We start from the raw sequence: 11,187 nt of genomic DNA, 5'->3' as shown, positions 1-11,187 counted from the left end.
GAAGGCTACGCCGATTTCCACGGCCATCAGACCTGGTACCGGGTCACCGGTGAGCTGGCCAGCGGGCGATTGCCGCTGGTGGTGGCCCATGGCGGTCCCGGTTGCACCCATGACTATGTGGACAGCTTCAAGGACCTGGCCGAGCGCGGCTGGCCGGTGGTGCATTACGACCAGCTGGGCAACGGCCGCTCCACCCACCTGCGCGGGATCGATCCGGGTTTCTGGACGGTGGCGCTGTTTCTCGACGAACTGGACAACCTGCTGCGCCACCTGGGTATCTGCCAGTACGTGCTGCTCGGCCAATCCTGGGGCGGGATGCTGGCCGCCGAGCACGGGGTGCGCCAGCCTGAAGGACTACGGGGGCTGGTCATCGCCAATTCGCCGGCGTCCATGGCGCTCTGGCGCGAGGCCGCGGCCGGGCTGCGGGCCGAATTGCCGGCCGAAGTGCAGGCCACCCTGGAGCGCCACGAGGCCGCCGGCACCACCGATTCGCCGGAGTACCGCGCTGCCAGTGAGGTCTTCTATGCCCGCCATGTCTGCCGCGTGCAGCCCATGCCGGCCGAGGTGGCGCGGACCTTCGCCGCCATCGACGCCGATCCCACCGTCTATCACGCCATGAACGGCCCCACCGAATTCCATGTGATCGGCAGTCTCAGGGACTGGAGCGTGATCGAGCGGCTCGAGCGGATCCAGGTGCCGACCCTGCTGATCTCCGGGCGTCACGACGAGGCCACCCCGGCCTGCGTGGAGCCCTTCGATAGACTCATCCCGGATGCCCGCTGGCGCATCTTCGAGCATTCCAGCCACATGCCCCACGTGGAAGAACGCGAAGCCTGCATGGCCACGGTGGCGGTCTTTCTCGCCGAGCTGGAGCGCCGCTAGGCGTCCGCATCCAGGGCGGCGGCGATCTCGTCGATGCGGGTCTGGCGGTCGTCGGCCTGCAGGCGCGGGCGCGGATTGAGCGCCGACCATTCCGGATGGGCCCGGGCCACCTGCACGGCGGCGGGCAGCTTGCCCTCGCGCCAGCGCTGCTCGTCGGGGGCGGCCACCTCGATGGCGCCCTGGGCGGCATGGCCGCGGGTTTCCAGCGCCGCCAGCAATTGTCGCTGCCGGACGGCCAGCAGCCGCAGCACGGCATCGTCGATGGACAGTTCCCGTCCGCCGCGCAGCTTGCCGAACAGCCGCCGACCATAGTGGCCGCCGGTCTGCGCCAGGCCGCCGGCCAGGGCGCCCAGCACCGTGGCGGCGCCCAGGGTCAGACCGCCGGCGAGCAGGTCCAGGCCGACCCCGGCCGCGGCGCCGGCCGCCACGCCGCCGCCCAGGCGGATGCCCAGCAGGCGCAGGGTTTCCGGATTGAAGAGATCGTCGCCCCAGCGCCCGTCCAGCAGCGGCAGGTCGCTGGCGTGGGCATCGCCCGGGCGAAAGCCGAACAGCCGCAGCAGGTCTTCCACGCAGCGCTGTTCGCGGGTGCGCAGGGCGTCGCGCAACTCGGCGGTCGCGGTATTCACCTCGGCTTCGCCAGGCGCCACGCTGCGCCGCGCGGCGGCGGCGTCCACCAGCAGATCGGCGATCAGCCGCACCCCCTGCTGATGGCGGCGGCGGGCCTGCTCGGCGTGATCGGCGATCAGTCGTTGCAGCGCCGGGCGGCCGCTTTCCAGCAGCGTTGCCAGGCTTTCGTAGAGGCGCGCCTCGCCGTCCGCCGGCGGGGCGACGCTGTCGAAGCGCACCAGGGCGTGCAGGCCGAGGCGGGCCAGGGTGGCGCGCCAATCGTCGGCGCGGTGGCCGTCGGCGGCGACGAAATTGAGCACCGGCACCAGCGGACGACCGCAACCGGCCAGCACCGCCAGTTCGTCGCGGTACTTGGCCAGCACCGGCTCACGGGCGTCGATCACATAGAGACCGGCATCGGAGGCGCGCAGCTGGCGAATCACCTTGGCCTCCTGCTCGAATCGCTGGCGGGCTTCCACGCTGTCGAGAAAGCGGTCGAGCAGGGTGGCGGCGTCCAGGCGTTCGCCGGGGCGCTCCAGTTGCTCGAGGTAATCGCGCAGGGCGATGGCATCTTCCAGGCCGGGAGTGTCGTAGAGCTCCAGCAGGGCTTCGCCATCCACCGACAGCCGCGCGCCCTCGACATGGCGGGTGGTGCTGGGACGATGGGAGACCTCGCCGAAGTCGACGTCGCGGGTCAGGGTGCGCAGCAGCGAGGTCTTGCCGACATTGGTGTGACCGACCAGCGCCAGGCGCAGGGGGCCGCTCATGGATTCGTCTCCAGCCAGGCCAGTTCTTCGAGATCGCCGGTGCAGTGTGCCAGGCGCAGGGCATCCAGCGCCTGGCGCCAGTCGTCCAGGCGCACCGGATCAAGCTTGCCGCCCAGGGGCGCGGGCAACAGCCAGACGCGGGTGGCCGTGGCGCAGCGCGACAATTCGGCCAGTAGGGTCAGGGTACCGCGATCCGGCGAGCGGCGGGGATCGCAGGCGATCAGCAGGCGGCGGGCCGGATAGCGGGTCAGCTGTTCCAGCAGATGGCGCCGGCCCTGGCCGTCGTCGAGCACGCCGGCGTCACGCACGCCTTCGGGCAGCGGCGGCGGCCAGGTATGGTCGGTGAGTTCGATGCCCACCAGCAGCGCCTCGTCACCGGTCCGGGCCAGGCTCCCGGCATCCTGCTGGGGCAGCTGCGCGGGGGCGGCGTCGTTCACCCCGAGGCGTTCGCTGGTGGGCAGCAGGCGTTCGCGCAGGTGCAGATAGCCGGGGCGCTCGACGTCCAGCCGCAGCCGTTGGCGACCGCGTCGCCAGCGCCACAGGCAGAGCAGGGTGAGCAGCAGCCGGGGCAGCAGGCCATAGACCAGCACCACGCCGAGCAGCCAGCCGGCCCAGGCCTGGCGTGCCGCGGCCAGAGGGCTGGCGGCATCGCCACTGGCGGCGATGCTGGCCGGGTCGGGCAGCGGAAAGCCCAGCAGCTGGGGCAGGGCGCCGAGCGCCTGGGTCAGCAGCACGAAGGTATCGCTGCCGAGCAGGGTGGTCTCCCAGACGAACAGATAGCTGCGTCCGGAAAGCAGCGCCAGCAGGGTCGCCAGGGCACTGCCGAGGATCAGCAGCCAGAGGCCGTGGACCAGACCGCCCAGCGCCCAGGGCAGCAGGCGGGCGCGACCGAGCAGCCCGACCAGCGCCGGACCCAGGTGCAGGGCGCGGGCATCCCGCGCCAGGCGGCCAGAGAGCCACAGCCAGAGGCGTGCCAGCGGCGAGGCCAACTGCCGGCCACCCCCCAGCAGGCCAAGGGCCCAGACCAGCAGGCTGAGGAGGTTGAGGCCGAGCAGACTGCCCAGCGCCCAGAACACATTGACCGGACGACTGCCATCGCCCAGCGCCCCGGCGGCGAGACCCGCGCCGCAGAACAGCGCCACGATGCCCAGCAGCCAGGCGGCCAGCAGCGCACCCTGGCGCCAGCGGCGCCGTGCCGCCAGCAGACCGTCGCGCTGACCGAGCAGGCGGGCGCGCGTCACCAGTCGCGCCTCGAAGGGACCGCCGGCCGCACGTGCCTGGCGATTGGCCTCGGCGTCTTCCAGCGGGCCGCTGTCTTCTTCGGTCAGGCGCAGGGCTTCGGTGAGCCAGAGATCCTCGAAGGCGGGAGAGGGGGTTGCGGTCACGCGTCGGCGCCCTTGCGGCAAAAACGCCGAGCATAGTCCCTGGCGCCCTGGCTGTTAACGCCTCTGTTATGCTCTGTCACCATGAAAACCTCTCTCCCCCTGAGCCTGATCGTCGCCGTGGCCGACAACGGCGTCATCGGCATCGACAATCGTCTCCCCTGGCACCTGCCGGCGGAGCTCAAATATTTCAAGGCCGTGACCCTCGGCAAGCCGCTGGTCATGGGTCGCAAGACCTGGGACTCCCTGGGCCGCCCGCTGCCGGGTCGGCTGAATCTGGTGGTCTCCCGTCAGACTGATCTCGCGGCCGAAGGTGCCGAGGTGCGGACGTCGCTGGCCGCTGCCGTGGAGCGTGCCGAGGCCTGGGCCCGGGAACGCGAGGCCAGCGAGATCATGCTGATCGGCGGCGCCCAACTGTTCGCCGACGCACTGCCGCTGGCCCAGCGGCTCTACCTGACCCGCGTCGCCCTGGCGCCGGACGGGGACGTGTTCTTTCCCGCCTGGAACGAGGCCGACTGGGAACTCGTCTCGCGGCAGCAGCATGCCGCCGAAGACGACCGTCCCGCCTATGCCTGCGAGGTCTGGGAGCGCCGGGCGTAGGGTCGGTCGTGACACCTGCGTGCTCTTGCCGATGTCTTCCGGTGCTAAGCAAAGCCTAAGGTTGCCCTGGCATAAAGGAGGCTGAGGCGAGCCGCCCGGGCGGCCGGAGGGTACAGACGTGATGGCGATCGACAGCCAGATGCAGGCGACAACGGCAGGCACCCAACCTGCCCGTCCAGGCGCGACGGGCAATCCGACTACCTCGGCGGCCGACAGTGGCCAGACTGGTGCTGCGTCCAGTGGCAGCGCCGTCGCCGTGGACCTGTCGCCCGCGGCCCAGCTGATCGCCGGTCTGCTGCCGGGGCAATCGAACGGCAATGCAGATCTCGACGGCTTCATGCAGATCCTCCAGCAGCAGATCCGCAGCCAGGGCACCGACGCCGCCGTGCTCGGTGAGATGCCCGAGGGGGCCAGTCCCGACCGTATCCAGTTGGCGAAGCAGGCGGCCAATCACCTGCTGGTGAGCTATTACCATGACGACAGTCGCTATGCCGATGCCTCCACGCAGGATCCCTTCGCCAACCTGGACAGCAACAGCCTGGCGCGTATCGCCAGCGACGATTCCGGCACCTTCACCTCGGCTGAACGTCAGCTCGCCTATTTCGAGGGCGCGCAACGTGGCACCGATGCGGCCAACGTGGCCTTCTCCGGGCTCTCCCCGCAGAATCAGGGTGCCGCGTCCTGGAACTGGGCACCCGCCGCCACGGAAGATGCCGGCATCCTCGGTACGCTGAATCCCGGCATGCCGAATTGGCAACCCAATCAGTTGAGCAGCCAGCTCATCGACGGCCTGAGCCCCGGCGGCGTGGCGACCGCTGCCGCTCAGGAAATCGCCCAGCTATCGGCGCCGACCTTTGGCGTCAGCACCGGGGCGGATGGCGCACCCCAATGGACGACGCAGCCGGCGGACGGGCAGGGCGCCGGCGCGAGCACCGCGCTGGATGGCAGTATCCTCACCCAGATGACCGGCACGACAGCCGCGCCGGCGCTGTCGCTCTATCGCCAGATCGCCGCCTTCGGTTGAGTAGGGTTGTTGGGCTCAGGTCTGCCTGTTGGGCTTCGACGATGAAGCTGTCTCAGTCCAACCTCCGGGGCGGTAGGTTGGGCTGAGCGCCAGCGAAGCCCAACATCGTGGCGTCGCTCAGATCGCCCGCAGCTTCTTGGCCGGCAGGTAGTCGCGGTGGACGCGTTCTTCCACCAGGTACAGCCAGCAGGGACCTTCCACCTGGGGAAAGAGGCGCACTTCCTGGATGCTGCTGGGCTTGGGTTCGCCATTGCCGACCTGCACGGCCACGCTCTGGCCGAGGCGGAAGCGCGGCACCACGCCGGCGTCCACCACGCTCTGCTCGGCCTTGGTGGCCGGGCGGCCCAGGTACTCGCCCAGGTCCACCGGACCGGAGGGGCCTTCGGCCACGGTGTCCACATGGAAGCTGTAGGCAGTGGCCAGGCCTTCGTCGCCACCGTGGATCTCGCCCTGCTTGATGCGCGACACGGCCTGGTCGAGGGCGGCGTCGAGCGTCAGTTCGTTGTTCGATTGCAGGGTGATGACGATGCGGCGTTCGAAGGGGTACTGGCTCATGATTTCGACTTTTTCGGCAGAGAGGGAAAAGAAGGGACATCTTGTGCCCCCTTTGGCTGGCCGCTGTCCAGCCGGGGGCGCCCGATCGGTGACCGCGTTTGCAACCCCGGGTGTCCAGGGGCCAGGCGGTCGTGAGGTTCTGTACCAAAAAGCGCCGAGCGAAGGTCAGGCGAGGCCTAGGCGGCCCCGCGAAAAAGGCTGAGGAAGCGGATCGGACTCGCGCTCGAGTTTACGAGCGGTAAATGAGCATTCCGATCGGACTGGCGATCCAGGCCTTTTTCAACGAAGCATCACCGAGCGCAGGCATTTTTCGTACAGAACCTAGTCCTTGCGCCGCTTGAGCTGGTCCTTCAGTTGGGTCGGCACCTCGCGAATGATCAGCAGATCCTGGCCTTCGTCGTATTCGATGCGCGAGCCCAGCAGGTGCGCCTCGAAGCTGATCGATAAGCCTTCGGCGCGGCCGGTGAAGCGGCGGAATTGGTTGAGGGTGCGCTTGTCCGCCGGGATCTCCGGCGCCAGGCCGTAATCCTTGTTGCGGATGTAGTCGTAGAAGGCGCGTGGCGCCTCGTCGTCCATCAACTCGGAGAGGGCATCCAGGGCCATAGGCTCACCGCGCTTGGCCTGGCTGCTGGCGTAGTCCACCAGGGTGTCGGTCTTTTCCTTGGCGGCCTCTTCCGGCAGGTCCTCGCTCTCCACATAGTCGCTGAAGGCCTTGAGCAGGGTACGGGTCTCGCCCTTGGCGTCGACGCCTTCCTGGCAACCGATGAAGTCGCGGAAGTAGTCCGAGACCTTCTTGCCGCCCTTGCCACGGATAAAGGAGATGTACTGGCGCGACTGCTTGTTGTTGCGCCACTCGGACAGGTTGATGCGCGCCGCCAGGTGCAGCTGGCCCAGGTCCAGGTGCTTGGCCGGCGCCACTTCCAGCTTTTCGGTGACGGTCACCCCCTCGCTGTGGTGCAGCAGGGCGATGCTCAGGTAGTCGGTCATGCCCTGCTGGTACTGGGCGAACAGCACATGGCCGCCGGTGGAGAGGTTGCTGCTCTCCATCAGGCCCTTGAGGTGCTCCACTGCCTGGCGACTGAAGGCGACGAAATCCTGTTCGCCTTCCAGATAGGCATGCAGCCAGCCACTGAAGGGATAGGCGCCGGATTCTTCGTGGAACAGGCCCCAGGCCTTGTTGGGCTTGGCGTTGTAGCTGTCGTTGAGATCGGCCAGCAGATTCTCGATGGCCTGGGAGTCGGCCAGTTCGGCGTCCCGCGCGTGCAGGGTCGCGGGCTGGCCGTCGGGCTTCTTGTCGATCAGATGGACGATGGCGTGACGGATCGGCATGGCGGACTCGGTTAGCTGAGAGCCTGTTCAACGTCTCACGAGCTAGAGACAAACAAGGCGAAAATGGCTGAGGAAGCGGAGTTTACAGGTAGTAAATGAGCATTCCGAAGCCATTTTCAACGCCGTTTGGCCGACGCGCAGTAGACGTTGGATAGGCTCTGGGAAAGTCGGCCAGTCTAACGCTCCCGCGCCCTCGCGGGCAGGCCCCTGGCGCCGCAGGCTCAGCGCGCCGGCGCCGTCTGCTTTTCCTGCAGCGCATTGCCCAGGTGCCGGGTCATGAAGACCGCGGCCTCTTCACGGCGGTCCTCCAGCAGCAGATCGATCAGCTGCAGGTGCTCCTGGCAGCGGCGCTGGGCCTGCTCGCGATCCACCGACTTCTAGTATTCGATCAGCCGGCGCAGGCGATTGAGCCGGCGCAGCGCATCGAGGATGAAGGCATTGCCCGAGCAGCGGGCGATGGTCTCGTGCAGGCGGGTGTTGGCGTCGAAGATCTCCGCCGGCGAAGCCTCGAATACCCGGCCCGCGGCCAGCAGCGCCTGCTCGTCGCGGCAGCGCCGCAAGGCCTCGGCATCCAGGATGAAGTCGGCTTCCCGGATGCCGGCCGGTTCCAGCAGCAGGCGAAAGCGGTAGCTCTGGGCATAGGCGTCGGGCGAGGTGAGGCCTTCGACGAAACTCCAGCCGTAGCCCGGCAGACGCTCGGCCCAGCCTTCTTGGACGATGCGCCTCAAGATGTCGGCCAGTTGCCCGCGGGTGACCTGGTAGCGGCGGATCAGCTCGTTTTCCGTGACCTTGAGCGGTAGCTCACCCTCGATGCGATCGCGGGCGATGGTCAGGTACAGCCGCTCGCTGGCGGAGACCTCCTCGCGCGCCTGGGGCGTGGCGTTCAGGGCCGCGGCGGCCACGGCGAAGCCGCCCTCGGGATGCCGCGCCAGCAGGCTCCGGTCGGCCATCTGCTGCAAGGCGCTGCGCACCGGCGAACGCGACACCCGCAGGCGTTCGGCCAGGGCGCGCTCGGGCAGTCGGGTGCCCACCGCCAGCTGGTGCGAGGCGATGTAGGTGAGGATGTCGGGAATCAGTTGGGAGGCGAGGGTGCCCATGGCAGCGCTGGCGAATCGACCGTAAAGGCCAGGATGCTAGCACGGGACCCGCCGGGCGCAGCCGGCGCGGCGGGTTTCGCGGAGGGTCGTTCAGTCGCCGCTCGGGCTGACGTCCATGTCCCTGAGCTTCACCAGGCGGCTGCGGTGCTTTACGCGATAGCCGAGCCAGACGGCGAGAAACAGCGGCAGGCTGATATAGGTGGCGGCCAGGCCCAGCCAGTCCACGCCGTTCGGTCCGAACAGGGCGGCGTAGTTCTGCCCCAGGGTGATCACCAGGCAGAGGGCGAAGGCCAGCAGCGGCCCGAAGGGAAACAGCTTGGCGCGATAGGGCAGGTCTTCCAGGCGGCGACCCTGGGCCAGGTAGCCCTGGCGGAAGCGATAGTGGGACACGGCGATGCCCAGCCAGGCGATGAAGCCGCACATGCCCGAGGTGTTGAGCAGCCAGCCATAGAGCGCCTTGTCGCCCACCAGGGAGGTGAAGAAGCACAGGGCGCCCACTGCGGTGGTGGCGAGCAGGGCGTTGCGCGGCACGCCATTGCGCGCGACGCGGGCGAACAGGCGCGGCGCCTTGCCCTGTTCGGCCAGGCTGTGCAGCATCCGCGTCGAGGCATACATGCCCGAGGTGCCGGCGGAGAGCACCGCCGAAAGGATCACCGCGTTCATCAGGCTGGCGGCGAAGGCCAGGCCGGCGCGCTCGAACAGCAGGGTGAACGGCGAGACGGAGACGTCGGTGGCGTCGTTCTGCAGGAGTCGCGGATCGGTGTAGGGGATCAGCATGCCGATGACGAAGATCGCCAGCACATAGAACATCAGGATGCGCCAGAACACCTGGCGGATGGCGATGGGCACGTTCTTGCGCGGATTCTCCGACTCGCCGGCGGCGATGCCGATCAGCTCGGTGCCCTGGAAGGAGAAGCCGGCGATCATGGCTACCCCGACCATGGCCTGCAGACCGCCGACGAAGGGCGCCTCGCCCTGGGTGAAGATGGTCAGCCCCGGCGGCTCGATGCCGCTGAAGATGCCGAGGATGGCGGCCAGGCCCAGGCCGATGAAGACCACCACGGTGGTCACCTTGATCAGCGCGAACCAGAATTCGCTCTCGCCGAAGCCGCGCACCGATACCGCATTGAGCAGGAACATCAGGCCGAGAAACAGCGCGCTCCAGAGCAGCCCCGGCACCTCGGGAAACCAGAAGCCCATCACCAGCTGCGCCGCCACCAGCTCGGCGGCGATGGTCACCGCCCAGTTGTACCAGTAGTTCCAGCCAAGGGCGAAGCCGAAGCCGTCTTCGACGAAACGACTGCCATAGATGGAGAAGGAACCCGACACCGGCTGGTAGGCGGCCATCTCGCCGAGACTGGTCATGAGGAAATAGACCATCAGGCCGATCAGCGCATAGGCCGCCAGGGCGCCGCCCGGACCGGCGGTGGCCACGGTGGCGCCGGAGGCGACGAACAGGCCGGTGCCGATGGAGCCGCCGATGGCGATCATGTTGAGGTGACGGGGCTTGAGCCGGCGCTGCAGACTCGGAGAGGCGGTGGACATGGGGTTTCCAGCTGGCAGTTGAAGGGGCCGGACGTTGGCTCTGGCGGCCATTCACGGTCATGGGGCGCAGGGCGGTGCACCCACCGGCTGCGGCGACCTGCACGGGCAGGTGGCAAAAAAGCGGCGAAGCTTAGCAGGCTAAGGGCGTCAGGTGGGATGGCGGTCGTCGGTGCGCCGCTGTCGCAGTCCGATCATCGCCGGGCCGCGCTTCGGCTAGCATGACCCAGGGTCCCAGCAGGCAGCGCAGCGTGATCGATTCCAGAACCTTTGGCAGCGGTATCCAGGGCAAGAACTACCTGCAATTGCAGTCGATGCGACCGCGGCCGGAATTTTCCCGGCTGGTCGGCTTCATCCTGCTCGATCACTTTTCCCTGCCGTCCTTTACCCAGGCGCTGGATACCCTGGTCACCGCCAACCTGCTGGCCGCCGGCACCTTCGCCACCCGCACCTACAGCCCGACCGGCGCCGAGGTACTCAGTGACCTCGGCATCGTCATCCGCCCGGACGGCGACTACCGTGCGGCGGAGGGCGCCCGCTTCGACCTGCTGGTGGTCTGCGGCGGCCTGCGGACGCCGCTGGAACTGGATCCACGGCTCAAGGCGCTGCTGCTGCGCGTGGCCCGGCAGCAGGTGACCCTCTGCGGCCTGTGGAACGGCGCCTGGCAACTGGGCCAGGCCGGGCTGCTGGACGGCTATCGCTGCGCCATCCATCCCGAACAGCGCAGCGCCTTCAGCGAACGGGTGCGCGGGTGCAAGACCTCTGCGGAAAGCCATGTGCTGGATCGCGATCGGCTCACCGCGGCCAGTCCCAGCGGTGCCTTCCACCTCTTTCTCGAATGGATCGGCGCCCAGTGCGGGAGCGCCCTGGCCGATGGCCTGGTCAACATCCTGGCCTTCGAGGAATCGCGCTTTCGCCAGGTCAATCCGACGCTCAAGGTGCAGATGACCCCGCCGCTGCGCGAGGTGGTGACCCTGATGGAGGCCAACATCGAGGAGCCCCTCACCATCGAGCAGCTGTGCGACTACGCCGGTCGCTCGCGGCGTCAGGTCGAGCGGCTGTTTCGCGAGCAGCTCGACACCGCGCCCATGCGCTATTACCTGGAGTTGCGCATCACCGAGGGGCGCCGCCTGCTGCAGCATTCCACCCTGTCGGTGCTGGAGGTGGCGGTGGCCTGCGGCTTCACCTCGGTCACCCACTTCAGCAAGAGGTATTCGGCCTACTTCGGCTATCCACCGTCCAAGGAGCGGCGGCTCAAGTACTAGGCTGCAGCAGGCCCGCAGCACGCGCGCGGAGCGGCCGGAAGGGCCCGCCTCAGAGCGTTTCGTCGGCGTACCGGAACGGCTCCGCGCCGTCTCGCTCGAAACTTCACCCCGGGCATCTCGGCCTGCGTGCTGCGGCGA

General features: G+C 68.4%; 11 protein-coding genes. 4 read left to right on the top strand and 7 right to left on the bottom strand.

The genetic code is table 11. The features are described from left to right. On the top strand, positions 1 to 882 hold an 882-nt coding region (locus OXS31_RS22615; RefSeq protein WP_267402174.1), incomplete at its 5' end, for a proline iminopeptidase-family hydrolase. On the opposite strand, the gene OXS31_RS22610 is transcribed toward OXS31_RS22615, so the two are convergent. Together OXS31_RS22610 and OXS31_RS22605 are read right to left on the bottom strand one after the other, a co-directional pair. After that, a complete protein-coding gene (locus OXS31_RS22610; RefSeq protein ID WP_267402173.1) occupies positions 879 to 2,255 on the bottom strand; it encodes a GTPase/DUF3482 domain-containing protein in 1,377 nt (458 codons plus the stop codon). The two genes, OXS31_RS22615 and OXS31_RS22610, sit on opposite strands and share 4 nt — an antisense overlap. Continuing rightward, entirely contained in the window at positions 2,252 to 3,640 is a 1,389-nt protein-coding gene (locus OXS31_RS22605; RefSeq protein ID WP_027599053.1) for a DUF2868 domain-containing protein, read from the bottom strand. The genes OXS31_RS22610 and OXS31_RS22605 overlap by 4 nt, the downstream gene beginning before the upstream one ends. A gap of 81 nt (positions 3,641 to 3,721) precedes the next feature. Here OXS31_RS22605 and OXS31_RS22600 point away from each other — a divergent pair, with 81 nt between their 5' ends. After that, a complete protein-coding gene (locus tag OXS31_RS22600) occupies positions 3,722 to 4,237 on the top strand; it encodes a dihydrofolate reductase (protein ID WP_074584983.1) in 516 nt (171 codons plus the stop codon). Between the two features lie 121 nt (positions 4,238 to 4,358). Continuing rightward, the gene (locus OXS31_RS22595) at positions 4,359 to 5,261 is read left to right on the top strand and encodes a hypothetical protein (RefSeq protein WP_267402175.1); all 903 of its coding nucleotides are present in this window, start codon (positions 4,359 to 4,361) and stop codon (positions 5,259 to 5,261) included. Positions 5,262 to 5,378: 117 nt separating this feature from the next. Here the strand turns inward: OXS31_RS22595 and OXS31_RS22590 are convergent, their stop codons facing one another. The 5 genes from OXS31_RS22590 to OXS31_RS22570 all read right to left on the bottom strand — a co-directional run bounded on the left by OXS31_RS22590 (position 5,379) and on the right by OXS31_RS22570 (position 9,787). Then, positions 5,379 to 5,816, bottom strand: coding sequence for a hypothetical protein (locus tag OXS31_RS22590; RefSeq protein ID WP_007162558.1), 438 nt, complete (start codon positions 5,814 to 5,816; stop codon positions 5,379 to 5,381). Between the two features lie 321 nt (positions 5,817 to 6,137). Then, positions 6,138 to 7,145 (bottom strand): nucleoid-associated protein YejK, encoded by a 1,008-nt coding sequence (gene yejK, locus OXS31_RS22585; protein WP_027601327.1) that lies wholly within the window; start codon positions 7,143 to 7,145, stop codon positions 6,138 to 6,140. A gap of 221 nt (positions 7,146 to 7,366) precedes the next feature. After that, positions 7,367 to 7,516: a hypothetical protein gene (locus tag OXS31_RS22580; RefSeq protein WP_267402169.1), complete on the bottom strand. Its 150-nt coding sequence runs from the start codon at positions 7,514 to 7,516 to the stop codon at positions 7,367 to 7,369. Positions 7,517 to 7,522: 6 nt separating this feature from the next. After that, a complete protein-coding gene (locus OXS31_RS22575; protein WP_267402167.1) occupies positions 7,523 to 8,242 on the bottom strand; it encodes a GntR family transcriptional regulator in 720 nt (239 codons plus the stop codon). Positions 8,243 to 8,332: 90 nt separating this feature from the next. Beyond that, positions 8,333 to 9,787 carry an amino acid permease gene (locus OXS31_RS22570; protein ID WP_144955868.1) on the bottom strand — a complete coding sequence of 485 codons (1,455 nt, stop codon included), beginning with the start codon at positions 9,785 to 9,787 and terminating at the stop codon, positions 8,333 to 8,335. A 248-nt stretch (positions 9,788 to 10,035) separates the two neighbouring features. Between OXS31_RS22570 and OXS31_RS22565 the strand changes: the two genes are divergently transcribed. Further along, complete coding sequence (locus OXS31_RS22565) at positions 10,036 to 11,049, top strand: GlxA family transcriptional regulator (RefSeq protein ID WP_027601325.1); 1,014 nt, start codon at positions 10,036 to 10,038, stop codon at positions 11,047 to 11,049. Positions 11,050 to 11,187 lie beyond the last annotated feature (138 nt).

The sequence above is a fragment of the Pseudomonas sp. GM_Psu_1 genome (genome assembly GCF_026544185.1).
Lineage (GTDB): Bacteria > Pseudomonadota > Gammaproteobacteria > Pseudomonadales > Pseudomonadaceae > Chryseomonas > Chryseomonas oryzihabitans.
Note: the sequence above shows the minus strand (reverse complement) of the source record. Positions and strands in the feature narration are given on the sequence as shown.

What these genes read in the sequence shown, in the direction of transcription:
- OXS31_RS22610 (WP_267402173.1), bottom strand. Translation starts at nt 2,255, where the DNA reads ATGAGCGGCCCCCTGCGCCTGGCGCTGGTCGGTCACACCAATGTCGGC.
- OXS31_RS22600 (WP_074584983.1), top strand. Translation starts at nt 3,722, where the DNA reads ATGAAAACCTCTCTCCCCCTGAGCCTGATCGTCGCCGTGGCCGACAAC.
- OXS31_RS22595 (WP_267402175.1), top strand. Translation starts at nt 4,359, where the DNA reads ATGGCGATCGACAGCCAGATGCAGGCGACAACGGCAGGCACCCAACCT.
- OXS31_RS22590 (WP_007162558.1), bottom strand. Translation starts at nt 5,816, where the DNA reads ATGAGCCAGTACCCCTTCGAACGCCGCATCGTCATCACCCTGCAATCG.
- yejK (WP_027601327.1), bottom strand. Translation starts at nt 7,145, where the DNA reads ATGCCGATCCGTCACGCCATCGTCCATCTGATCGACAAGAAGCCCGAC.
- OXS31_RS22575 (WP_267402167.1), bottom strand. Translation starts at nt 8,242, where the DNA reads ATGGGCACCCTCGCCTCCCAACTGATTCCCGACATCCTCACCTACATC.
- OXS31_RS22570 (WP_144955868.1), bottom strand. Translation starts at nt 9,787, where the DNA reads ATGTCCACCGCCTCTCCGAGTCTGCAGCGCCGGCTCAAGCCCCGTCAC.